The organism is Amorphus suaedae (assembly GCF_053629675.1).
In genome coordinates this window covers 1,285,349-1,308,997 of record NZ_JBRJIT010000002.1, presented here as the reverse complement: position 1 = coordinate 1,308,997, position 23,649 = coordinate 1,285,349, and the positions used below count along the sequence as shown (strand labels likewise).

Below are 23,649 nucleotides of genomic sequence, written 5' to 3'. Positions count from 1 at the left end.
CCCATGACGAACTCCGCTCCGTCGCTCGATCTGGCCGCCGCCTTCCCGCCTGAGACGCGGACGGTGCCGCAGATGCTGCGCCGCCAGGCCGAGCGCTACGGCACCCGCTCCCTGTTCAAATGCGACGACGACACGATCGCATTCGGCGAAGCGCTCACCGAGGCCAGACGGTTTGCCGCGCTGTTCGCCTCCGCCGGCGTCGGACGCGGCGACCGCGTGGCGCTGATCTGCGGCAACTGTCCAGAATTCGTCCGACTGTTTCTGGGCCTTGCCTGGCTGGGCGCGGTGTCCGTGCCCATCAACACCGCTTCGCGCGGGTTCCAGCTGCACCACATCCTGGCCAACAGCGGCGCGAAGATCCTGGTGGTCCAGGACACCTTCTTCGGCGCGCTGGAAACGGTCGACTTCTCCGATCTGCCCGTCGAGCGCATCTGGGCGGTCGGTCCGGGTGCCCCTCCGAGCCCCCTCGAAGGCGCACCGCCCCTGGAGCCACTGCCCGAACCGACCGGCGAGGTCGAGGCCGCGGAGAGCAAACCGGGCGACCTCCTGACGATCCTCTACACCTCCGGCACGACCGGCCTGTCGAAGGGGGTCTGCTGCCCGCACGCGCAGTTCTTCTGGTGGGCGCTCTACACCGGGAGGCAGCTCCGGGTGGTCGAGGGCGACGTCCTGCACACCCCTCTGCCGCTGTTTCACACCAACGCGCTGAACTGCTTCTTCCAGGCGCTGCTGCACGGCGCGACGCAGGTGGTGGAGCGCCGCTTCTCCGTGACCGAGTTCTGGCCGGCACTGGCGCGTTCGGGGGCGACGGTCACCTATCTTCTCGGCGCGATGGTGCCGATGCTGCTGTCGCGCGCGGCGTCGGCGGTCGAAAGTGCCCACTCCGTGCGTGTGGCGCTGGCGCCCGGCGTGCCGGAGAACTTCCACGCGCCGTTCACGGAGCGCACCAAGATCGTGCTGCTCGACGGCTTCGGCACGACGGAATCGAACGCCGTGATCGCCTCGACGCCAGACAGCCGCAAGCCCGGCTGGATGGGGCGGCTGATCGACGGCTTCCAGGCGCGGGTGGTCGATGACGACGACAACGAGCTTCCGGACGGCGAACCCGGCGAACTGATTCTTCGGGGCGACGAACCATTCTCGATCGCCACAGGCTATTTCGGCATGCCGGACAAGACCGTGGAGACCTGGCGCAACCTCTGGCTCCACACCGGCGACCGCGTCGTGCGCGACGCCGACGGTTTCTATCGCTTCGTCGATCGCATGAAGGACGCCATCCGACGACGCGGCGAGAACATTTCCTCCTACGAGGTCGAGCAGGTGCTCACCAGCCACCCCGCGGTCTCGCTGGCGGCGGTGTTTCCGGTGAAATCCGATCTCGCCGAGGACGAGGTGATGGCCACCCTCGTCCTGAAGGAAGGCGCCCACGTCAGCGAGGCAGAGATCGTGCATTTCTGCGAGGGCAAGATGTCCTACTTCGCGATCCCGCGGTTCATCGCGTTCGCCGACGAACTGCCACGGACCGAGAGCGGCAAGATCCAGAAGTACAAGCTGCGCGAACAGGGCCACGGCGAAGGCACCTGGGACCGCGAGGCTGCGGGGATCGTGCTGAAGCGCTGAACCGCCGTCACTCGGCGAAGGCGCGTCCGGGATTGAGGATGCCGTTCGGGTCGAGCGCCGCCTTCAGGCGCCGCATCGTCGCGATCTCCGCGGCCGAGCGGGTGTGGCCAAGCCACGGGCGCTTGAGCCGGCCGATGCCGTGTTCCGCCGAGACCGAGCCGCCCAGCGCGCGCACGAGGTCGTAGACGACGCGCTCGGCGGCCAGCTTTTCCTGCGACGGCAGCGCGGCCTGCAGACCGATGACGACGTGCAGGTTCGCATCGCCAAGATGGCCGTAGAACAGGAGATCGGCGTCCGGCAGCATCGCCTTGATGCCGCTGCGGATCTCGTCCACCGCAGCGCTCATGCGGGCGGTCGGGATCGAGACGTCGAAGGGAACGATCTGGGCGAAGGCCACCGGATAGTCCGCCGGCACCTCGTCGCGGACCGCCCAGATCCGCCGTTCCTGGTCGATGGTGTCGGCCAGCACGGCGTCGGTCAGATGACCCGCCTCGATCATGTCGGCGAGGAACGCCTCCAGCCGCTCCCGCTCGGTGGCCTGGTCGGCGCCGAGGCATTCGACGATCAGCGCCGCGCCCTCCGCCGGCAGCGGCAGCCGGAATCGCGGCATCCGGCGCTCCACGGTCTGCAGATAGTCCAGCCACATCGGCTCGAACGCGCCCAGCGATCCGCCCAGCCGGTCGCGCGCCTCGGCGAGCAGCAGCGGCAGCGCGGCGGCGTCCGCGACATTCGCCCAGGCCGTCGCCCTGGCCTTGAACAGGGGGTGCAGCTTCAGGACGGCGCGCGTCACCACGCCGAGCGTGCCCTCGCTGCCGATGAAGAGCTGCTTGAGGTCGATGCCGGTGTTGTTCTTCACGATGCCGCTCATGTCCGAGAGCACCGTGCCGTCGGCCAGCACCACCTCCAGGCCCAGCACCTGCTCGCGGGTCATCCCATAGCGCAGGACGCGGATGCCGCCGGCATTGGTGGCGATGGTGCCGCCGATCGCCGCGGTTCCCCGCGCCCCTAGGTCGACCGCGTAGAAGAGGTCTTCGGCAACGGCCGCCTCCTGGACGTTTCCGAGCGTCGCACCGGCCTCCGCGGTGATGGTGCCGGCCGTCCGGTCGACGGCCGAGATCGCCGCCATCCGCTCCAGCGACAGCGCCAGTTCGCCGCGCCCCGCCGTCGCGCCCCCGGCAAGCCCCGTCAGGCCACCCTGGACGACCACCGTCTGGCCGGCGGCGTTGCAGAGGCGCAGCACCGCGGCAACCGCCTCCGTCGTGCGCGGACGGACCACCGCGCGCGGTTGCGACAGGACGACGCCGCTCCAGTCCGACGCGTGCTTCTGCAGGAGATCGGGATCGCGGCCGATGCCGTCCGCCCCGATGGCGGCCGCGATGTCCGCGCACAAGACGTCGAAATCCGCCTCAGGCAACGGTGGATGAACTCCGCCGCGTCCGGGTGCGTCGGGAATCATTGCCGCGCTGCCGGTCATGAAAACTCCTTGACGAAGCCAACCATACCAAACACCGTATACAGTGTACGGCGCGGCTGGAAGTGGTCGGAGGCGCCGTCAGGGGATTGCGATGGTCGCGGGCAACCAGGGTCGCCAGATGCGGACGGTGGCGCCGGTAGAGCGCGCCGTTCCGCTCGGAGAGCAGGTCTATCTCCGCCTGCGCTCGATGCTGCGCGCGCGCAGCTTCGAGCCGGGCGAGCGGCTGATCGATGCGTCCCTGGCGCCGCTGCTGACGGTGTCCCGCACGCCGGTGCGCGAGGCGCTGCTGCGGCTCGCCGCCGACGGGCTGGTCGAGACCCACGAGGGCGGCTTCACCGTCCCCCGCCTTTCGGTGGACGATGTGGAGGAGATCTTCGCCATCCGCCGCCTGCTGGAGCCGGCCGCTGTCCGGGATGTGGCCGTGTCCCTCGACGCCGACGGGCGGAAGGCCATCGCCGCCGCGCTGGCGCAGGTCGAGGCTGCCGCCGAAACCGGGGACTTTGCCGCCTTCGCCGGCGCCAACGTCGACTTCCGCGCGGCCTGGCTGGAACGCGTTCCGAACCGGCGCCTGCGCGAAACGCTCCGGCGCTTCGACGATCAGGTGGCGCTGGTACGCCGCACGACCCTGAACGACGCGGAGGCGCGCCGCGATGCCCTCCTGGGGCTCCGCAGGCTCGCCGACGCGCTGCAGGCGAACGCCGGTCCGGCCGCGGCCGCCGCGATGGAAGCCTTCATCGCCTCAGCGCTGACCTCGTTCATCGACCATTTCGACGCGACGCCCGCTTTCCCGCGCGACGCGCGTCACGCCGGTCCCGCACCATTCCCGAACCGGAGCCGGCCTCGTTCCGCCGGCCCCCCGGACACGACGGCCAAGAAGAAGCGAGCCCCATGAAACGAGCCAGGACAGAACCCACCGCTGCGGCGGGCCTCCGGGCCCGCCTCGACGCCGGCGATCCCATCGGAGCCGTGTGGCTGGCACTCGGTTCGCCCGCGGCGGCCGAGGCGATGACCCACAGTCGCCCGGACGCAGCCGTCTTCGACCTCCAGCACGGCCTGTGGACCCGGGACCGGCTGGAAAGCGCGATCATCGCGGTCTCCCCGCGAACCATCCCGCTGGTGCGAACGCTGTCGTCCCGCACGGAGGACATCGCGGTGGCGCTGGAGGCGGGCGCGGCGGGCGTCATCGTCCCCATGGTGGACGACGTCGAGACGGCCCGCGCCGCCGTCGCGGCCACGCGCTACCCGCCCCACGGCATCCGCTCGGCCGGCGGCATCCGCCCCCTCTTCGACTTCCCGGCGCACTTTGCGGCCGACCAGAAGGATCCGCCGTTCGTGGGCGTGATGATCGAAACGGTCGCGGGCCTGGAAGCCGCGGCCGAGATCGCCGCGGTCGACGGCGTCGACCTGATCTTCATCGGGACCGGCGATCTCGCCCTCTCCCTCGGCGAATTCCCGAACGTCGGAGCGCGCCACACCGAGGCCGTCGCGAAGATCCTGTCGGATGCCAGGTCGGCCGAATGCGCCGGCGGGGCCTTCTCGATCAACGAGACCGTCGGCGCAAAATGGCGGGCGCTCGGGGCGCAGTTCACCATCCTCGCCAGCGACGCGGAAGCGCTGCGGCTCGCCACGACCGACGCGCTCGCCCAATTCCGCAAGGCGCCGCGCCCGAAACTCGGAAGCTGATCGACGGACCGGAAGATCCGTCAGCCGGCAGGCAGCAGGATCGCCTCGTCCAGGTCGAAGTGCAGCGTGATCGGCGCGCCGACCGGGTGGGTGGAGACGATCTCCGAGCCGGTGACGCGCGTCTGCACCAGGCCGATGCCCGGAACCTCGACCCGGGTGATGGTGTGCGAGCCCTGGTAGATGTGGTTCGTCACCACGCCGTCCACCCGGTTGCCGGCCGGCGTCGCGGCCGTGACCGGCAGCACCTGTTCGGGCCGCAGGAACGTCCGGACTGCCGCTCCATGCGCGAATGTCCATTCCGCGCGGCGTGAGGCGCCGAGCCGGCCGATGCCGGGGAACGACAGCGCGGCCTCGGCGCCGTCGATCTCGTAGCGCGCATCTGGCAACGCGTTGATCTCGCCGATGAACGACGCCACGAAGCCGTTCGCAGGCGTGTTGTAGAGGTCGATCGGCGATGCCACCTGCTGCACCTCGCCCTTGTTCATCACCACGATGCGGTCGGAGAGGCTGAGCGCCTCGCCCTGGTCGTGGGTGACGAAGATCGTGGTGAGACCGGTGTTGCGGTGCAGTTCGGACAGTTCGATCTGCATCTGGGCGCGCAGGTTCTTGTCGAGGGCCGACAGCGGCTCGTCGAGCAGCAGCACTTTCGGCTGGATCACCACCGCGCGGGCCAGCGCCACACGCTGCTGCTGGCCGCCGGAAAGCTCCCGCACCCGGCGATGCTCCAGCCCGTCGAGCTTCATCATCTCGATGCCGCGCCGGGTTCGCTGCTCGATCTCCGCCTTTGGCAGTTTGCGCATTCGCAGGCCGAAGGCGATGTTGTCGAAGACGTTGACGTGCGGAAACAGGGCGTAGTTCTGGAACACCATGCCGATGTCCCGCTTGTAGGGCTCCACGTCGGTCAGATCGACGCCGCCGACGACGATCTTGCCGGCCGTCGGCGTGATGAAGCCTGCGATCATGCCAAGCAGCGTGGACTTCCCGCAGCCGGACGGACCGAGGAGGGTCACGAACTCCCCCTTCTCGATGGTCAGCGACAGGTCATGGACGCCGATCGCCCCGCCGTAGTCCTTGCGGACACGATAGAGCTGGACCGCATGCGGCTCGCGCGGGGTGGTCGGAGTGTCCGGCAGATCTTGCGACATCATGGCTCGCGGCGAATGGGGCTGAAACGGGAAAGCGGCGGCATCGGTCACAGCCTCAGTGGCTGTCGATGGCCAGGACGCGGCGCAGGCCGAACACCCTGTCGGCGAAGAACATGATGAGCGTGGTCGCGATGATGAGCATCGCCGAGATGGCCGACACCGTCGGATCGGCGTACTCGCGGATGTAGTTGTACATCGCCACCGGCAGCGTCTGTGTCCGGCTGCCCGTCACGTACAGCGACGCGGTGAACTCGGTGAGCGAGATCACCGCCGCGATCAGCCAGCCGCCGGCCATGCCCGGCAGCACCAGCGGCAGCTCGATGCGGGTCAGGACCTTGAAGGGAGAAGCCCCGAGACTGGCGGCGGCGCGGGCGAGGTTCGGGTCGACGTTGGCCAGGCTCACGTAGACCGCGCGGGTGACGAACGGCATCACCAGCATCATGTGGGCGAGCACGATCATCACGTAGCCCTGGGTCAGGCCGAGGACGCCGCCGAGCAGCAGGAAGCCGAAGCCGAGCGTGAAGTGCGGAATGATGAGCGGCGACCAGAGCACCGCCTCCAGCAGGCCCCGTCCGCTGAACGTGTAGCGATGAACGAGCCAGGCGAAAGCGGAGCCAACGAGCAGCGCCAGCGTGGAGGCGCAGCCCGTGACGATCAGGCCGTTCTTGAACGCCATCTGGAAGTCCCGGTAGGTGAGCGCCTTCTCGTACCAGCGGAACGAGACGCCCTCCGGCGGAAAGGCCAGGATCTCGGTCGGATTGACCGAGGTCATCAGGACGACGATCGTCGGCAGCGTCATGTAGACGAGGATGGCGACGACCAGGCTCCAGAAGGCGAACGATCTCATCAGGAGCCTCTCAGTTGATCGCCAGGCGCTTCTCGAGCCGCCCGGTCATGGATTTCACCAGCGCCAGGCTGCCCAGCGCCGCCACCAGCGCAATCAGGCTGAGGGTTGCCGCGAACGGCAGGTTGAGGGTCGAAAACCCCTGCAGGTAGGCGAGATTGGAGATCATCAGGATCTTGCCCCCACCGATGAACTGGGGCGTGGAGAACGCGCTCATCGTCCAGGCGAAGACCACCACCACGCCGGACAGCACACCCGGCGCCGTCAGCGGCAGCGTGACCTTCCAGAACACCGTCAGCGGCGGCGCGCCGAGGTTGGCGGCCGCCTTTTCCAGGTCGCGGTCCACATGGGAAATCGCCGTGGCGAGCAGGATGATCATCACCGGCATGGAGAACTGGACCAGCGCGATGACCACGCCGAAGCGCGTGTACATGATCTGCAGCGGCGCATCGGTCAGCGACAGCCCCTGCAGCAGGCTGTTCACGAAGCCATCGGAGCCGAGCATCAGCATCCACGAGTAGGTCCGCACGATTTCGCCCGTGAAGAGCGGCGTGATGGACAGCGCGATCAGGATCGAGCGCACCCAGTCCCGCTCGGTGCGCACCAGGGCGAAGGCGACCGGATAGCTCAGCACGAGCGAGTAAAGCGCCGTGAGCAGGCTCATGTAGAAGGTGTTGATCAAGGCGCCCCAGTAGATGGGCTTGTTGATGCGCACGAAATTGTCGAGCGTCAGGCCACCGACGTTCAGCGAACCCGGGATGTATTCGCGCACGCTGTACTGCATCACCTCGAACAGCGCCGCGACCAGGATGACGGCCGTGAGCACCGCGGGTGCGAGAAAGGTGACGAAGAAGGGGCGTCGCGTGCTGGTCATCGGTCTCTTCGCAAGGCCGGCCGGCGCGCGGGACGCGGCCGGCCGGGAGTTTGAGCGGGAAGTGCCGTCTAGTTCATCATGTTCTCGGTGAACCACACCTTCCACTGCGGGAGCAGCGTGGCGTAGGTCTTGTCGTCGAGAACGATGGCTTCCTTCTCGATCTGATCGGCGCTGGTGAAGATGCCGGGAAGGCTCGCGATTTCCGGATCAAGCTTGGCGTCCGGGCTCATCGGCGAGCACTTGTGGAAGTTGCACAGCTTGGCGAGCATCTCCGGCTCCAGGGCGATGTCGAGGAACTTCTGCGCAAGCTCCTTCTTCTTCGACCCGGCATTGATGCCCCACACGTCGATGCCGACCACGGCGCCTTCCTTCGGCACCACGATCTTCACCGGCACACCGAGCTTCTCGAGGTGGTAGCCGTTGATGTTAAGCAGGACCTGGACCGGCGTTTCGCCGGTGCGCATCAGGTTCTGGCTGGTCGCGTCGGACTGGTAGAACGCCTTGATGTTCGGCTTCAGGGCGAGGAGCTTGTCCTTCACCTTGTCCCATTCCTCCGGCTTCACGCCGGCGAGCTTGGTCGCCGCGATGATGATGTGGCTGGGGTCGAAGTCAGGAAGGCCGAGCTTGCCCTTCATGGACTCGTCCCAGAGCACTTCCCAGGAATCGAGCTCGAAACCCTCGGGCATCGCTTCGGGAAGGAACGCCGGGGTGTAGACGTAGACATAGTCGGCGACCGTGTAGTCCGAGCGCTTGGCCATCGGATACAGCTTGGCGGCGTTCGGGATCTTTTCGTAGTCGAGCTTCTCCATCAGCCCGTCGGCGTAGTAGAGATAACCGACGTGGGCCGTGGTGTTGATCAGGTCGGACTCGGGATTGTCCCGGGCGACCTTCGCCTTTGCCAGGCGGTCCAGAGTACCGCCGGTGATGTATTCGACCTCGACGCCGGTCCGCTTGGTGAATTCGTCACCGACGATCTTCACCCCTTCCTTCCAGTTGCCGCCCCAGGTGCTGATCACCAGGGGATCCTGGGCGTGCGCCGTCGTGGCCATCAGCGCCAGGGCGCCGATGGCGAATGCCAACTTCTTCATGAGTCCACCTCCTCTTCCGGACGGCCCACCACCGCCCGGTCCTCATCTTCCGGCCCGCGTCAGTAGCCGCGGACGGGATCGATCTCGTGCAACGGCGGCCGGCCCGCCCGCACGCGCCGGATGCTTTCCGCGACGTCGTGCGCGGCGAGCGCCGGAACGGTGATGCTGGCCATGTGCGGCGTGATGAACACGTTGCCCATCGTCCAGAACGGATGGTCCGACGGCAGCGGCTCGACGTTGAAGACGTCCAGCGTCGCTTCGGCGATGGCGCCGCTGGTCAGCGCCGCGATCAGCGCGTCCTCGTCGACCACGGCCGCGCGCGACACGTTGATGAACTTCGCCCCCTTCGGCATCAGCGCCAGTTCCGCGGCGCCCAGCAGGGCGCGCGAGTCGGTCGTCAGGGGCAGCAGGCTGACGAGGATCTCGCTCTCCGAGAGGATCGTCTCCAGGCCTGTCCGGCCGGTGAGCGAGCGAACGCCGTCGATCGACTTTTCCGTCCGCGACCAGCCCGAGACCGCATAGCCCATCCGAGCCAGCGCGGCGGCCGCGGGCGCGCCGAGTTCGCCGAGGCCGAGGACCCCCACCTTGATCTCCGACAGCGGGCGCGGATGCACGTACTCCCACTCGCCCCGGAGCTTGGCGCGCTCGAAGACGTGCATGTCGCGGGCATAGCGGGTGACGGCGTAGACGACGTAGCTCGACATCATCTCGACCATGCCGGTGTCCGACAGCCGCGAGAATTTCACCGGGACCAGGTCGTCGCGCCGCACAAGCGCATCGACGCCTGCGCCGAGATTGGTGACGAGCTTCAGGTTGGGAAACCGCTGGAAGAAGCCTTTCGGCGGCAACCACACCAGCGCGTAGCCAATGTCCGTCGGATCCCCCACGTCGGGATCGACCCGCACGTCCAGATCGGGAAGCTCTTTGTGCAGCGCGTCGCGCCAGGCGGCCGCATCGTCGACAAGACTGTAGAAGACGAGCGCATCTCCGCTCATGGCGTATCGGTCCTCGCAGAAACGCTGGCGGATCCGACACGAACGTCCGTTCGGGCCGCCGTTGTGCGACGCACCATGCCACAAGCGGATGATGAAATAATACTCATGGCCCAAAATTTGGCATGAGTGTCGTTGACAGGAAAAATAGTTTTAACTGGCGTCTAGGATCGGCTTTCCCAATGCAGCCCAAGAGCCGAGATACTGGCGTACCGGGCGCCTTCGCCGCGGCCCGAAAGGGCCGTCGGACACCGCGTCAGCGCAGCGGCGCGTTGGGCGTCAGCGTTCCGGGGGCGAGGATGCCGCCGGGCGAGAAGCACGCCTTGAGATGGCGTTCGAAGACATCCACGACCGGTCGCGGCGCCTGCCGGCGCAGCTTCAGGCTCACCACGCGCACCGGCTCGAGCACGTCGGTGATCGGCAGCACGGCGACGCGGCCGCCGTCGTGGGTCACCTGGGTCTTCGGCTGGATGTTCTGGATGGTGTAGCCGCGCCCGTGCCCGACCAGCCCGCGCGTCAGCTCGTACGCCTTGGAGCGGAAGGCAATGTGCGGCGTGACCCCGACCGACCGGAACAGCCGCATGAAGTAGTCCCGCGAATGGGGCAGATCGAGCAGGATGAAGGGCTCGTTGCGCAGCTCCGACAGGCTGATGCTGTCGCGCTGCGCGAGCGGATGGTCGCAATGGAGCACCGCGCACGGCGGCAGCTCGGCCAGCTGCTCGGCCACGATCTCCTCCGGCCGCGACAGCTCGTAGGAGATCGCGAGTTCGGTGCGGCCGGAGATGATGCCATCGAGGATCTGCTGGTGGTCGCCCTCGTCGAGCCCCACGGTCACGCCGGGGTGGGTCTCGGCGAAGGTGGACAGCAGGCCCGGCATGAAATGGGTCGCGATCGTCCAGAAGCAGCCCACCGCGATCTCGCCGCGCACCTCGTCGGCCATCGCCCGCGCGTTCTGCGCGAAATTGCGCGCGTGGCTCAGCAGCATGCGCGCTTCGTTGACGATGCGCGTGCCGGCGATCGTCGTCGACACCCCCTTGGCGTGATGGCGCACGAAGAGCTGTACCCCGCACTCTGCCTCGAACTGGGCGATGGCCGCAGAGATCGAGGACTGGGACACGTTCAGATGCTTCGCCGCATCGGTCTGATTGCCGAAATCGGCGGCGGCCACGACGTAGCGCAGGGTGCGGAGCGAGATATGCATCGGTTTTTCCGGTCCAAAGCAACGTATGAAAATGTTTTAACGATCCATCTTCGCAACGCAATATCAGCGGACAGCGAAGAGGTAGGCGCATGATCCGTACGGGCGAAGACTATCGAGCGGGACTTCAGGACGGTCGCGAGATCTGGATGGACGGCGAGCGGGTGAAGGATGTCACCACGCATCCGGCATTCAAGCCGATCGTGGACGTCCGTGCCCGCATGTACGACATGGCCCACGAGGCTCGCTATCAGGACCAGCTCACCTATCTGGACGACAACCGGCGCAACACGATCTTCCACAAGCCGCCGCGCGAGAAGCGCGACTGGACCGACAAGATCGATGCCGTCGACCTGGTGATGAAGGACATCGGCGGCGTGGTCACCCGCGTCGGCGACGAGACCATCGGCGAGGTCTGGTCGCTCATCGACGGGCGCGACGTGCTGGCCGAGTTCGATCCCCGCTTCGCCGACAACGTCGACCGGCACGTCCAGTCGATCCTCGACAACGACATCTTCCACATTTCGGCCAACACCGATCCGAAGGGCGACCGCTCGCTGCCGCCCCAGGACCAGGACCCCGACATGATGGTCCACGTCGTGAAGGAGACCGATGCCGGCATCGTCATCCGCGGCGCCAAGTACGAGACGGCCGCCGCCTATGCCGACCAGGCCTTCCTGAAGCCGACCGTTGGCGCGTGGACCAACGAGAAGCTCTCCGACTACGCCGTCGGCGGCATCGTCGACATGGGCGCGCCGGGCGTGAAGCAGATCTGCCGATCGTCCTTCGCCGGGCGCACCGACCCGCGCGACTATCCCCTCGCCAACCGGTTCGACGAGATCGAATCGCTGGTGATCTTCGACAACGTGCTGATCCCCTGGGAGAACGTGTTCTTCTACCAGCACACCAAGGCGGCCCAGTTCGTGCGCGCCACGCTGCACCGCTACTCCGCGTTCCCGTACGTGCACCGGCTCCTGTACGTGGCCGACATGATGATCGGCGCGGCCATGTGGAACGCCCGCCAGACCGGCCTAGACAAGCTGCAGGCGGTCCGCGAGAAGCTCGCCGACCTGGTCTGCTACCGGGAGGGCATCAACGCCCACCTCACCGCCTCCATCGCCACCGCCGAAACCAGCCCCGGCGGGCTGCTGATGCCGAACCAGTCGCTGCTCTACGCCGGCCGCGTCCATGCCTGCGCCAACCTGCCGGCGATGATGCACATCGCCCGCGAGCTCTGCGGCGGCCAGATCTGCGTGACGCCGAACGCCGCGTCGTTCGAGGGCACGGAGACCGGCCCCTGGCTCGAGAAGTTCTACTCGCTCAACAAGGAGTGGGAGGCGGAGGACCGCCGCAAGCTGCTGGCGTTCGCCCGCGACCTGCTGAACTCCGACTACGCCGGCCACCGGCTCACCTTCGTGCAGTTCGCCCAGGCCCCGCACTTCAACCACCTGAACGCCGTCTACAACGCCTTCGACTTCGCGGGGCCGCTGGACTTCGTGCGCAAGGTGGCAGGCCTTTCCGACAAGGTGACGGGATCGGCCGGATGAGCACCGTCCTGCCGGAGCGGTTTCGCGGGGCGATGCGCCGGATCGCCTCCGGCGTCACGGTGGTCACCAGCGACGGGGCGCATGGCCGCGTCGGCGTCACCGTCTCCAGCCTGTGCTCGCTGTCGCTGGAGCCGCCATCCGTCCTGTTCTGCCTGCATCGGGAAAACCGATCGCTGCCGACCCTGATCGCCAATGGCGTGTTCGCGGCGAACATCCTGGCCCAGGGCCAGCAACGGGTGGCCAGCAGCTTCGCCGGACTGATCCCGGAGCTGCGGGAGGATCGCTTCGCCGCCGGCGAATGGAGCGCCCTCGTCACCGGCTCCCCGCACCTGGCGGGCGCCCTGTGCTGCCTCGACTGCCGGCTTGCCGAGGTCTTCGATTTCGGCTCGCACCGCATCATTGCGGGCGAAGTGGTTGCGGTGGAGATCCAGGGCGAGGAGCCGCTGCTCTACTCGGACGGCGACTACCGCCGGCTGGAGGTCGCGTGACCCGATGAGCGTGCGCAGCCCCGCCGCGACGACGCCTGCCCCGTCCGCCGGCCCCGATGATGCGGGGGCGCCGTCGCCGGACCGCACGGTCTCGATCCTGCGCGATCTCATCGCCTTCCCGACCGTGAGCGCGCGGTCGAACCTCGATGTCGTCGACCACATCGCTGCGCTGCTCGAGGCGGAAGGCGTCGAGGTCCGCCGGATCGCCAACGCGGCCGGCGACAAGGCGTCCATCCTCGCCACCATCGGCCCGGCGGACCGGCCGGGCGTCGCGCTCTCCGCCCACACCGACGTGGTTCCGGTCGACGGCCAGGCCTGGTCGAGCGATCCGTTCCGGGCCGAGATCCGCGACGGGCGCATCTACGGCCGCGGCGCCACCGACATGAAGGGCTTCGTGGCCTCGGTGCTGGCCCACGTCCCGCTGTTCAAGGCCTCCGCATCGGCCACCCCCGTCCACATCTGCCTGTCCTATGACGAGGAGCTCGGCTGCCTCGGCGCCCCCGACCTCGTCGCCGCGACGGCGGCCCTGCCGGTGCCGCCGGCGCTCTGCATCGTCGGCGAGCCCACGGGCCTGCGCGTCGCGCGCTCCCACAAGGGCAAGCTCGCCCAGCGGCTGACGTTCACCGGGCGCGGCGGTCATTCCGCCCTCCCCCATCTTGCGGCGAACGCGGTGCAGTCGGCCGCCGAACTCGCGGCGGCGCTGGCGGCACTCGGCCGCGACCTGCGCGCCGAAACCGACGATGCGTTCACGCCGCCCTGGACCAGTGTCCACGTCGGCTCGCTCCACGGCGGCAACGCCCTCAACTTCGTCCCCGATCATGCGGTGATGGAGTTCGAGGCACGCATCCTGCCCGGCACCGACGCGAGCGCCCTGGATGCGCGGATCGAGGCGCTGATCGACGCGGCGCGGACCGCCCTTGCCGCCAACACGGACGGCACGGGCATCGCGGTCGATCATCTCAGCCGCTATCCCGGCCTGGACACGCCGGCCGACAGCCCCGCCGTGCGTCTCGTTTCGCAGCTGTGCGGGCGGAGCGATGCCCCGATCACGCTGTCGTTCGGCACCGAGGCCGGCCTCTATTCCGAGGCAGGCATCCCGACCGTCGTCTGCGGTCCCGGCGACATCGGCCGCGCCCACAAGGCCGACGAATGGATCGGCCTCGACGAGCTCGCCGAGGCCGGAGCGATGATGACCCGCCTTGCCGCCCGTCTGGCCGACCCGTTGCCCGCAAACTGATCCACACGCCCTCAGGAGACACGTCTTCCATGCCGACGCACACCCGCATCCGCCCCTTCAACACGAAGGACACCTATCCGGAGCAGAAGCTGAACAACGACCTCTCCCAGGCGGTCGTCGCCCGCGGCACGACGGTGTTCCTGCGCGGACAGGTGGCGCAGGATCTCGACACCCGCGAAAGCCTGCATCCGGGCGACGCGGGGCTGCAGACCGCCAAGGCGATGGAGAACATCAAGATGCTGCTGGAAGAGGCGGGCAGCGAGCTCGCCCACATCTGCCGCATCGTCGTTTACCTGACGGACATCCGCTACCGCGAGGCCGTCTACCAGGAGATGGGCAAGTGGCTGGCGGGTGTCTTCCCGTGCTCCACGGGCCTCGTCGTGGAAGCCCTCGCCCGCCCGGAATGGGTCGTCGAGATCGAGGTGACGGCCGTCATCCCCGACGCCTGATCAGGAGGCCGACGTGACCTTTTCCATCTCCGCCCGCTGCGCGCGCACCGGCATGTTCGGCATCGCGGTGTCATCGTCGTCGCCGGCGGTTGCCGCGCGCTGTGCCCATGCCCGCGCCGGAGTCGGCGTGGTGGCGACCCAGAACATCACCGACCCGACGCTTGGTCCGAAGGGGTTGGACCTGCTGGCAGAGGGCCTTGCCCCGGCCGAGGTGCTCGCCCGCTTCGAAGCCGAGGCGCCGCATTTCGACTATCGGCAGGTGGTGATCCTCGGCGCCGGCGGCACCGCCGCCCAGCATTCCGGCGCGAAGACGCTCGGCGTCCACCGCATCGTCGTCGAACCCGACGTGGCGGCGGCCGGCAACCTGCTCGCCTCGCCCGAGGTGCCCCGGGCGATGGTCGACCGCTTCCGCTCGATGCCCGATGCCCATATCGGCGACCGTCTGGTGGCCGCCATGCAGGCGGCGGTCGCGGCCGGCGGCGAGGAAGGTCCGGTCCATTCGGTCGGCATGCTGATCGTCGATACCGTCGCCTGGCCGGTGGCGGACCTGCGGATCGACTGGTCGGACGGCGACGTCATGGCGGAACTGGAAGCGCTCTGGACCCTCTGGAAGGATCAGATGGACGCGTACGTGACGCGCGCGCTCGATCCCTCCACCGCGCCGTCCTACGGCGTTCCCGGCGACGCGTGAGGCAGGCGATGTCCGTGACCCGTTCCTTTCTCAAGCTCACCCACGTCGGCGCGCTTCGGATGCTCGCCGGCGCCGTCGCCAAGGCGGAAGCACTCGGCGTGCCCCAGAACATCTCCATCGTGGACGACGGCGGCAACCTTCTGGCGTTCGTCCGCATGGATGGCGCCCGCCTGCTGTCCCGCGAAACCTCGATGTCGAAGGCGGTCACCGCCGCCTCCCACAGCCAGCCGACCTCCCGGCTGAATCCGGCCGACGAGATCAAGCTCTCGCTGGCCGCCGGCCAGCGCCTGACCAACCTGGAAGGCGGCCTGCCGATCGTCCTCGACGGCGTGTGCGTCGGCGGCATTGGCGTGGGCTCGGGCACCGGGGCGCAGGATGTGGAAGTCGCCCGGGCCGGTCTCGCGGCCATCGGCGCGGAGGACCAGCAGCCATGAGACTGCTGCACGCGCCGACCTCGCCGTTCGTCCGCAAGGTCATGGCCGTCGCCCATGAGGCCGGCCTAGAGGACGCAATCGAGATCGAGTTCAACGCCGCCAGCCCGCTGCAGCGCGATCCTGCGCTCGTCGATCACAACCCTCTCGGCAAGATCCCGGCGCTCATCCTCGACGACGGGACCGTGCTCTACGACAGCCGGGTGATCTGCGAGTATCTGGCCGCCCGCGGCAACGCGCCCAACCTGTTTCCATCGGGCGACGCCCGCTGGACGGCGCTGACCCAGCAGGCGCTCGGCGACGGGCTGCTCGATGCCGCCATCGCGGCGCGCTACGAGAAGCTGATGCGGCCCGAAGAGGCCCGCTGGGCCGGCTGGACCGACGCCCAGCTTGCGAAGATCCGTGGCGCGCTGGACCGCATCGAAGCGCTCGTGCCGAGCCTGCCGGTGGAGCCGACGATCGGCGTCATCACCATCGGATGCGCCCTCGGCTACCTGGACTTCCGCTACCCCGAGCTTTCCTGGCGCGACGGACGGCCGCGCGCGGCCGACTGGTTCTCCGCCTTCGACGAACGCCCGTCCATGGCCGCCACCCGCCCGTTCGAACGGGCCGCATGAGCGCACCGACCCCCGAAAGAGTGCCGATGGATTCAACGCCGCTGCGCATCACCGTTCTGAACGGTCCCAATACCAACCTCTACGGGCTCGACCCGGCTGGCCCCTACGGCACGCTCACCCTCGCCGACATCGCCGAGCGGTGCCGCGAGACCGCGGCCGGGCTCGGCGCCAGCCTCGACTTTCACCAGTCCAATCACGAAGGCGCCCTGATCGACTGGATCCAGGACGCGCGGACGAGCGCCGACGGCATCGTCATCAACGCCGGCAGCCTGTCCTACACCTCCATCGGCATCCTCGACGCGCTGGCAGCGGTCGGCAAACCGGCCATCCAGGTGCACGTCAGCAACGTGTTCAAGCGCGAGCCCTTTCGCCATCATGCGCCGCTCGCCGCGGTCGTGACCGGTTGCGTGATCGGTCTCGGACCGGAAGGCTACCCCATTGCGGTCCAGGCGCTGATCGCGCATCTGCGGGATGCCGCCACGAGGTGACTAACGGTCTGGCGACCACAGGGCGCGACGTTGCCGAGCCCGCAGACCGCCGAGGACCTGGAGCCGGTCTTCGTTCAGATCGCAAGGGCCTGAACCAGGACCGCTCTCGCAGCAAGGAAAGCACGGGACACCGATGACCGAGATCACCGCCATCCGCTTCGCCGAGTACGGCTCCGCCGACGTCCTCTCCGCCGACCGCATCGAGGCGCCCACGCCCGGGCCCGGCGAGGTCGTCGTCGGCGTGCGGGCGGTCAGCGTGAACCCGATCGACTGGAAGGTCCGCTCCGGCGCGATGAGCGCCGTGATGCCGACCGCGTTTCCGGCCATCACCGGGCGCGACGGTGCCGGCGTGATCGCCGCCGTGGGCGACGGCGTCGATGCCGGGCGCGTCGGTGAGCGCGTCTGCTTCCTGGCCGGTCGCGGCGTCGGCACCTGGGCGGAGCAGATCGTGCTGCCGGCAGAATTCGCGGTGCCGATCCCGGATTCGCTGTCGTTCGCCGACGCCGCCTCCCTGCCGCTTGCCGGACTGAGCGCCTGGATCCCGCTGGTGGCCACCGCAGAGGTCGGGCCGGACATGCGGGTGCTCGTACACGCGGCGGCGGGCGGCGTGGGATCCCTCGGCGTCCAGATCGCCCACGCGCGCGGCGCCTGGGTGGCGGGTACCTGCTCGGCTCGCAACGCCGACTTCGTGCGCGCCCTCGGCGCCAGCGAAGCGATCGCCTACGACCAGGGCGCCTTCGAAGACCAGCTCACCGACATCGACGTCGTCTTCGACACGGTGGGTGGCGACGTCCACCGCCGCAGCTATTCGGTCATGAAGAAGGGCGGCACGATGGTCTGCCTCAGCGCCGAACCCTACGAGGATCGCGGCGCGGAATTCGGTGTGCGCGTGGTCAAGCCGATGGTGCAGCCCGATCCGGAGGCCCTCGCCGCCCTGGTCGCCCTCGTCGCGGAGGGACGGATCCGCACCGTTGTCGAACACGTCATGCCGTTCTCGGATTTCGCCGCGGCACAGGTCCATTCCGAAGGCGGCCATGCGCGCGGCAAGACGGTGCTCGAGATCGGGGCGTGACGCGAAAGCGTCCCCTCCTCAGGGAAGCGTCAGGCGCGTTCCCTTGAGCGAGGTCGGCAGCGGCCCTTTGAGCAGCGCGCCATCTTCATCGTAGAAACGGGCCGTCGCGGTCCCGCTCAACGTGTCGCCCGCGACCTCGATCTCGAACGACACCTCGCCGCGGCTGACCAGCCGGTGGGTTGCGCGGTCGGCCGTGAACTCCACGAATTTCCCGACGACCCCGTCGCCCCGGCGGGCCCAGATGCCCTTGCCGTCGCTGTCGCTGGTCAGGGCGTTTCCGGCATCGGGGTTGGCCTGCTGCATGGTGCCGTCCCCGTTGAAGACGAACACGTGATGCGGGAACGGCGCGTCCGGCGCCGTCACCACCCAGGTGCCGACGACACTGTCGACCGGCGAAGCCTGTGCGGGTGCTGCCACCGGCCGGCGACCGAACAGGGAAAGAAACGCGGACATCATCGTCGGGAAACCCTCGTCCAATCGACCGGCGGGAACGGATACAGCTTGGCCGCATTGGATGGCCGCGTTCAATCGGAACGTCCAGGGCCCGCTCATTCGGAGGCAGGATCGGGCACCAGCACGATCGCGCCGGCGTGCGCGCCGCTTTCCAGACGCCGGTGGGCGTCTGCCGCCGCGGAGAGCGGCATCACCGCGTCCACATGGGGCCGGATCACGCCCCGAAGGCACAGCCCCAGCAGCTCCGACGCCATCCCCTGATAGTCCTGGGGCGCGCGGATGTGATCACCCATCGCCAGCCGTCCCACCGAAAGCGACCCCTTCGCGGCGAGGGCCAGCAAGTCCACCGCCGGCGGCGGGCCCGAGGCGTTGCCGTAGCTCACCAGCTTGCCGAATGGCCTCAGGCAATCCAGCGAGCCGAGGACGGTGTCCTTACCGACCCCGTCATAGACCGCCGCTACCCCGTCCGGACAGATCCGGCGTACTTCGGCGACGAAGTCGGTTTCGCGGTAAAGGATCGTCTCGTCGCAGCCGTGCGCCACCGCGATCCGTGCCTTCTCCGGCGTGCCGACGGTGCCGAGCACCCGCGCGCCGCAGTGCTTCGCCCACTGGCACAGGATGAGCCCGACGCCGCTTGCCGCTGCGTGGACGAGGACGGTTTCCCCCGGGGCGGGCCGATGAAAGCGGTGGATCGCCGACGACGCCGTGAGGCCCTTCATGAGGATGGCTGCCACGTCGACGTCGCTCAGCCCCGCCGGCAGCGGAATCAGCCGGCCAGCCGGTACGGCGCGATAGCACGCGTAGGCGCCCGTATCGGCGAAGAAAGCGCCGCCCATCCCGACATAGGCGACCTTGTCGCCGCGGCGGAACCCGTTCACCCCGTCGCCGAGCGCGACGACCTCGCCCACCGCCTCGTTGCCCGGAATGACCGGCATCGCCTCCGGGCCGCTTCGGTAGAAGCCACCGCGGCGCGCGTTCACGTCGGAGAAGTTGACGCTGATGGCCGTGTGGCGCAGCAGGACCTCGCCCCGCGCCGGCACGGGGATGGGGAACATCGCGTGTTCGAGGACATCCGGTCCGCCAAAGCGGTGGTAGACGATGGCCGGCGCGTTTCCCTGAAGTCTCGTCATGCGCCTCTCCCCATCGAGCCAGCGTCCGGGACCGGCCCCTCGCCAGCCTACACGATGCCGGCGAGATCGCAGGGATTGGTCGCGATCATCTTGCGCACATCCTCGGGGCTGTAGCCGAGATCGAGACAGATGCCGATCACCGAGCGGAAGCCGACAACCGGGCTCGGATTGCCTTCCTGGCCGAGGTCGGAACCGAGGATCGTCCTGTCGACTCCGGCCGCCTTGATGAGCTGGTCGAGAAACTCCGGCTCGTAGAAGAGGAAGCACGAGCCCGGCGCCCACATGCAGACCGAATGCTCGATGTAGGCGCCCATGCCGGCGAGCGTCGCCACGTCTTCCAGCGTCGCGTCGACGACGAAAGTCGGGTGATTGACGAGCAGCCGCTTCACGCCGTGCGCCTTGGCCACCTCGAACAGCTTGAGGATCTCGGTGACGTGCAGGTGGCCGCCCGACAGGACCAGATCGTAGGCGGCGATCATGTCGAGGATGACCTTCACCTCGTCCTTCACCGCGCCGGCGTCGTCCAGCACGGTGAGCGGTCGCGGGGCCAGCACATCCTGGACGGTCTGGGGAAACTTCGTGTCGAAGTGGTCATCGCCGTGGTGATGGCGGATGTGGTTGGCGGAGGAGAAGGTCGGCATCCAGACCAGCCGCGCGCCGAGCTTGATGCCGTGGTCGACCGCGTGGGGATTGAAGTCGCCGGTGGTGTTGTTGAGCGGAACCCCGGAGAGCATCTGCACGCCGAGATGGCCGAACTGCCGGTTGAGGAGCTCCGTCACCGGCGTCGCGGAATAGAAGTGGTCCTTGACGAGGACAGCCTTCATGCCGGCCTCGGCGGCCTCCTTCATGGCCTCGATGTGATCGATGCCGCGCGGCATGACGGACGGCCCGCTGTGGCAGTGCAGGTCGACGGCGCCCTTCAGCAGTTCGGTGATCAGCGCCTCGCGGTCGGTGGCGGCGGAACTCTCGGTGTCAGACATGTGCACAGACTCTCAACTGTGGCGCTCCACGGCGCGCCGCGGCGTGACAGCTCCGCCCGCTACTCGACGATGAGGTTGGGCAGGAACAGGACGATTTCGGGAACGAAGGTGATGAGCATCAGGACGCCGACGGCGATCAGCAGCATCGGCAGCGCCTGGATCGAGACCTTGTCGACGCCGATCTTGGCGATGCTGGACACGATGAAGAGGCAGAGGCCCACCGGCGGCGTGACGAAGCCGATCAGCACGTTGAAGACCACCATCACGCCGAGATGGACCGGGTCCATGCCCAGCACCTGGCCGATGCCGACGAGAGCCGGCACCGTGAGGATCAGGATCGCGGCCGCGTCGAGCACCATGCCCAGGAACAGGAGCACGATGTTGACCATGATGATCACGACGATCGGGTTCTCGCTGATGGCGAACAGCCCCTCGACGACGTGCTGGGGCACCCTCTCCATCGCGAAGATGAACGAGGCGATGTTGGCCATGGCGACCAGCATGAAGATCGCCGACGACAGTACCGCCGTGTTGAGGAGCGCCTTGCGGACGTGCCGCCAGCCGAGGTCGCGGTAGAAGATCCCGGCGGCCAGCAGCGCGTACATCACCGCGACGGCGGCCGCCTCCGTCGGCGTGAAGACGCCGCCGCGAATGCCGACCACGATGATCAGCGGCAGCACCAGGACCGGCAGCACATCGACCGACGCCTTGACGAAGGCGCCGAAGGTCGGGGCGGGAAAGCGCGGGTAGTTGCGCCGCCGGGCGATCCACGACGCGTAGACCGTCAGCCCGATGGCGAGCAGGAACCCCGGCACGATGCCGCCGACGAACAGCCTGGCGATCGACGTGCTCGACAGCGCCCCGAAGATGACCATCGCGATCGAAGGCGGGATCAGCGGCGCCATGATCGAGCTCATGCTCATCAGCGCCGCCGCGTAGCTGGTCTGGTAGCCCTGGCGCTTCATCTCGGGGATCAGCACCGAGCCGAGGGCGGCCGCGTCCGCCGCCGCCGATCCGCTGACGCCGCCGAACAGCAGGCTCGACCAGATCGCGGTCAGCGAGACGCCGCCCCGGAACCGACCGACCAGCACGTTCGCGAAGTTCAGCAGCCGGGTGGTCAGCCCGCCGACCTCCATCAGGTTGCCGGCGAGGATGAACAGCGGGATCGCCAGGAGCACGAACTGGTCGGTTCCGGCGAACATGCGCTGGGGCAGCACGAGCAGGAACTGGAACTGCCCGGTGGCGATGAAATAGGCGAACATCGAGACGCCGATGACGAAGACGATCGGTGCTCCGAGGATGAGGAGCACCACGAAGGTGATGAGAAGCGCGGTCAAATCATGCCCTCATTGATGCCTTCGTGGGGGGCATCGCCCTCGCCGACGAAGAAGGACGCGACCACGTGGAGCGCCATCAGCACGCAGCCGACCGGCACGCACAGGTGGATCCAGACCATCGGCACGCGCAGCGCGGTGGCGTAGTCGAAGCGGGTGCGCCAGGCGAAGTCGAAGCCATACCAGGCGACGACCAGCAGGAAGCCGATGATGACGAGGCGGACGAACCCGGTGGCGATCAGCCGCGGCCAGCGCGGCAGCGCATCCACGACGAGGGTCAGGCCGAGCATTTCGCCCCGGGAATAGGCGAGGCCCGCCAGCGCGAATGCGCTCCAGGCCATCATGAAGAGCATCAGTTCCTCGGACCAGAACAGCGACGCCCCGACCACGTATCGGAAGAACACCTGCAGGATCGCCACGACGGAGATCGCCGCGATGACGAACATCCCGAGCGCTTCCATCAGCGCGATGTAGAGGGCGGCAATGCGCCTCGCCGTACCCATCGGACCATCTCCGGGACGAGCCGCGGAAGCGCCGCGACTGGCGGCTTCTCGACGGCGGAGGGAAATCGGAAAAAGGGCGGGCGCGCCAAGGAAGAACGGCGCGCCCGGACGGCCTGAGTTCAGTCGGCCTTCTGGCCGATCGCCTTCGCCTTCGCGACGAACGGCGCGATGGTCGGATCGGCGCCCATGTAGGCCTCGTAGACCGGCTGCACGGCATCGATCATCTGCTGACGCATCTCCGGGCTCGGCTCGACGAACTTCACGCCGGCTTCGTCCTCGAGCTTCTTCATCAGTTCATTGTCGTACTCGTCGAGCGCCTGGATCTGCGGCTTGACCGTCTCCAGCGCCGCCTTGTGCAGGATCTCCTGCTGTTCCGGCGTCAGGCTGTCGTACTTGACCTTGTTGATCATCAGCAGACCCGGCCAGAAGTAGTGGCCGGTGAGGAGCACGTTCTTCGCGACTTCGGAGTACTTCTCAGCCGCGATGGACGAGATGTTGGTCTCCACCGCATCGAGGGCGTGGGTCTCGAGGCCGGTATAGACCTCGCCGTACGCCATCGGGGTCGGGTTGGTGCCGAGTGCCTTGAACACGTCGAGGTGCAGCCGGACCGGCGCCACCCGCGTCTTGAGGCCCTTGAAATCGTCCATGGTGGTGACCGGCTTGTCGATCGTGAGGAAGTGGCGCTGGCCGCCTTCGTAGATCGTCAGCGCGATCGCGCCGCTCTTGCCGAGGCCCTCGTAGAGCGCCTGCGCCTCCGGCGTCACCACCAGATCGGCGAACTCGGAGTAGCCGTTCACCAGGAAGGGGAACTGCAGCGCGTTGATGCCGGGGATCTGATCCGCCATCGCCGACGACGAATTGATCGTCATGTCGACGGTCCCGAAGCGAACACCCTCCGTCAGTTCCTTGACGCCGCCGAGCTGGCGGTCGGGGAAGATCTGGATCTCCATCGAGCCGTTCGACAGCTCGTCGACCTTCGCGGCGAAGCGATCGGCGGCGTCGTTGAACGGGTGCGGCTTGAACGACGACAGCCCCAGCCGGAGCGAAACGTCGGCGGCCTGCGCCGAAGTCAGCGCGACGGCGACCGCCCCGCAGACGAGCGCCGTCTTCAACAGGATCTTCATGGTGAACCCTCCCTAGTGTTCCATTGTCGAGAACCTTGTTTTCAATCAGCGTATGGACGGTTCACGATCCTGTCAATTGCCCAGGTGGGCAGCACCGCGACGCCATCCCGCAGTGCGGCATTCGGCAAGCTTTCCGGGAGAACCATGGGCACTCACCGCATCCTTTGTGATGCGCCATCCAGACATC

General features: G+C 68.0%; 25 protein-coding genes. 12 read left to right on the top strand and 13 right to left on the bottom strand.

Features of this window, described 5'->3' with window-relative positions; genetic code table 11:
• Nucleotides 1-3 precede the first annotated feature (3 nt).
• Complete coding sequence (locus AB7M35_RS19830; RefSeq protein ID WP_453962153.1) at nt 4-1,620, top strand: ATP-dependent acyl-CoA ligase; 1,617 nt, start codon at nt 4-6, stop codon at nt 1,618-1,620.
• 7 nt (nt 1,621-1,627) lie between these two features.
• On the opposite strand, the gene AB7M35_RS19825 is transcribed toward AB7M35_RS19830, so the two are convergent.
• Nucleotides 1,628-3,034 carry an FAD-binding oxidoreductase gene (locus AB7M35_RS19825; protein WP_453962152.1) on the bottom strand — a complete coding sequence of 469 codons (1,407 nt, stop codon included), beginning with the start codon at nt 3,032-3,034 and terminating at the stop codon, nt 1,628-1,630.
• A gap of 151 nt (nt 3,035-3,185) precedes the next feature.
• Here AB7M35_RS19825 and AB7M35_RS19820 point away from each other — a divergent pair, with 151 nt between their 5' ends.
• Both AB7M35_RS19820 and AB7M35_RS19815 read left to right on the top strand, forming a co-directional pair.
• Complete coding sequence (locus AB7M35_RS19820; protein WP_453962151.1) at nt 3,186-3,986, top strand: GntR family transcriptional regulator; 801 nt, start codon at nt 3,186-3,188, stop codon at nt 3,984-3,986.
• On the top strand, nt 3,983-4,777 hold the full coding sequence (locus AB7M35_RS19815) for an HpcH/HpaI aldolase family protein (protein WP_453962150.1): 795 nt from the start codon (nt 3,983-3,985) through the stop codon (nt 4,775-4,777). Before AB7M35_RS19820 ends, AB7M35_RS19815 begins: the two co-directional genes overlap by 4 nt.
• Before the next feature lie 20 nt (nt 4,778-4,797).
• Here AB7M35_RS19815 and AB7M35_RS19810 read toward each other — a convergent pair whose 3' ends face one another.
• The 6 genes from AB7M35_RS19810 to AB7M35_RS19785 form a co-directional block, all read right to left on the bottom strand.
• Entirely contained in the window at nt 4,798-5,922 is a 1,125-nt protein-coding gene (locus AB7M35_RS19810; protein WP_453962149.1) for an ABC transporter ATP-binding protein, read from the bottom strand.
• Between the two features lie 55 nt (nt 5,923-5,977).
• Entirely contained in the window at nt 5,978-6,769 is a 792-nt protein-coding gene (locus AB7M35_RS19805) for an ABC transporter permease (protein WP_453962148.1), read from the bottom strand.
• Between the two features lie 10 nt (nt 6,770-6,779).
• Nucleotides 6,780-7,640: an ABC transporter permease gene (locus AB7M35_RS19800; RefSeq protein ID WP_453962147.1), complete on the bottom strand. Its 861-nt coding sequence runs from the start codon at nt 7,638-7,640 to the stop codon at nt 6,780-6,782.
• Nucleotides 7,641-7,708: 68 nt separating this feature from the next.
• Nucleotides 7,709-8,728, bottom strand: a complete 1,020-nt coding sequence (locus AB7M35_RS19795) for an ABC transporter substrate-binding protein (RefSeq protein ID WP_453962146.1) — start codon at nt 8,726-8,728, stop codon at nt 7,709-7,711.
• 59 nt (nt 8,729-8,787) lie between these two features.
• A complete protein-coding gene (locus AB7M35_RS19790; RefSeq protein WP_453962145.1) occupies nt 8,788-9,723 on the bottom strand; it encodes a 2-hydroxyacid dehydrogenase in 936 nt (311 codons plus the stop codon).
• Nucleotides 9,724-9,976: 253 nt separating this feature from the next.
• Nucleotides 9,977-10,921: a LysR family transcriptional regulator gene (locus AB7M35_RS19785; RefSeq protein ID WP_453962144.1), complete on the bottom strand. Its 945-nt coding sequence runs from the start codon at nt 10,919-10,921 to the stop codon at nt 9,977-9,979.
• An 89-nt stretch (nt 10,922-11,010) separates the two neighbouring features.
• Between AB7M35_RS19785 and AB7M35_RS19780 the strand changes: the two genes are divergently transcribed.
• From AB7M35_RS19780 to AB7M35_RS19740, 9 genes are all read left to right on the top strand, one after another.
• Nucleotides 11,011-12,465: a 4-hydroxyphenylacetate 3-hydroxylase family protein gene (locus AB7M35_RS19780; RefSeq protein ID WP_453962143.1), complete on the top strand. Its 1,455-nt coding sequence runs from the start codon at nt 11,011-11,013 to the stop codon at nt 12,463-12,465.
• On the top strand, nt 12,462-12,953 hold the full coding sequence (locus tag AB7M35_RS19775; protein ID WP_453962142.1) for a flavin reductase family protein: 492 nt from the start codon (nt 12,462-12,464) through the stop codon (nt 12,951-12,953). The genes AB7M35_RS19780 and AB7M35_RS19775 overlap by 4 nt, the downstream gene beginning before the upstream one ends.
• A gap of 4 nt (nt 12,954-12,957) precedes the next feature.
• A complete protein-coding gene (gene argE, locus AB7M35_RS19770; RefSeq protein WP_453962141.1) occupies nt 12,958-14,190 on the top strand; it encodes an acetylornithine deacetylase in 1,233 nt (410 codons plus the stop codon).
• 29 nt (nt 14,191-14,219) lie between these two features.
• Complete coding sequence (locus tag AB7M35_RS19765) at nt 14,220-14,639, top strand: RidA family protein (protein ID WP_453962140.1); 420 nt, start codon at nt 14,220-14,222, stop codon at nt 14,637-14,639.
• Between the two features lie 13 nt (nt 14,640-14,652).
• The gene (locus AB7M35_RS19760; RefSeq protein ID WP_453962139.1) at nt 14,653-15,330 is read left to right on the top strand and encodes a DUF1028 domain-containing protein; all 678 of its coding nucleotides are present in this window, start codon (nt 14,653-14,655) and stop codon (nt 15,328-15,330) included.
• An 8-nt stretch (nt 15,331-15,338) separates the two neighbouring features.
• A complete protein-coding gene (locus AB7M35_RS19755) occupies nt 15,339-15,764 on the top strand; it encodes a GlcG/HbpS family heme-binding protein (protein WP_453962138.1) in 426 nt (141 codons plus the stop codon).
• Nucleotides 15,761-16,378, top strand: coding sequence for a glutathione S-transferase (locus tag AB7M35_RS19750; protein ID WP_453962137.1), 618 nt, complete (start codon nt 15,761-15,763; stop codon nt 16,376-16,378). The genes AB7M35_RS19755 and AB7M35_RS19750 overlap by 4 nt, the downstream gene beginning before the upstream one ends.
• A 26-nt stretch (nt 16,379-16,404) precedes the next feature.
• Nucleotides 16,405-16,866 (top strand): type II 3-dehydroquinate dehydratase, encoded by a 462-nt coding sequence (locus AB7M35_RS19745; protein ID WP_453962136.1) that lies wholly within the window; start codon nt 16,405-16,407, stop codon nt 16,864-16,866.
• Nucleotides 16,867-16,999: 133 nt separating this feature from the next.
• Nucleotides 17,000-17,938 carry an NADP-dependent oxidoreductase gene (locus AB7M35_RS19740; protein WP_453962135.1) on the top strand — a complete coding sequence of 313 codons (939 nt, stop codon included), beginning with the start codon at nt 17,000-17,002 and terminating at the stop codon, nt 17,936-17,938.
• 18 nt (nt 17,939-17,956) lie between these two features.
• On the opposite strand, the gene AB7M35_RS19735 is transcribed toward AB7M35_RS19740, so the two are convergent.
• From AB7M35_RS19735 to AB7M35_RS19710, 6 genes are all read right to left on the bottom strand, one after another.
• Nucleotides 17,957-18,466 carry a hypothetical protein gene (locus AB7M35_RS19735; protein WP_453962134.1) on the bottom strand — a complete coding sequence of 170 codons (510 nt, stop codon included), beginning with the start codon at nt 18,464-18,466 and terminating at the stop codon, nt 17,957-17,959.
• 20 nt (nt 18,467-18,486) lie between these two features.
• Entirely contained in the window at nt 18,487-19,521 is a 1,035-nt protein-coding gene (locus tag AB7M35_RS19730; protein WP_453962133.1) for a quinone oxidoreductase family protein, read from the bottom strand.
• A gap of 47 nt (nt 19,522-19,568) precedes the next feature.
• A complete protein-coding gene (locus AB7M35_RS19725; RefSeq protein WP_453962132.1) occupies nt 19,569-20,501 on the bottom strand; it encodes a DUF6282 family protein in 933 nt (310 codons plus the stop codon).
• A gap of 59 nt (nt 20,502-20,560) precedes the next feature.
• Nucleotides 20,561-21,838, bottom strand: a complete 1,278-nt coding sequence (locus tag AB7M35_RS19720; RefSeq protein WP_453962131.1) for a TRAP transporter large permease — start codon at nt 21,836-21,838, stop codon at nt 20,561-20,563.
• Nucleotides 21,835-22,338 carry a TRAP transporter small permease gene (locus AB7M35_RS19715; RefSeq protein ID WP_453962130.1) on the bottom strand — a complete coding sequence of 168 codons (504 nt, stop codon included), beginning with the start codon at nt 22,336-22,338 and terminating at the stop codon, nt 21,835-21,837. The genes AB7M35_RS19720 and AB7M35_RS19715 overlap by 4 nt, the downstream gene beginning before the upstream one ends.
• Nucleotides 22,339-22,457: 119 nt before the next feature.
• Entirely contained in the window at nt 22,458-23,462 is a 1,005-nt protein-coding gene (locus tag AB7M35_RS19710; RefSeq protein WP_453962129.1) for a TRAP transporter substrate-binding protein, read from the bottom strand.
• Nucleotides 23,463-23,649 lie beyond the last annotated feature (187 nt).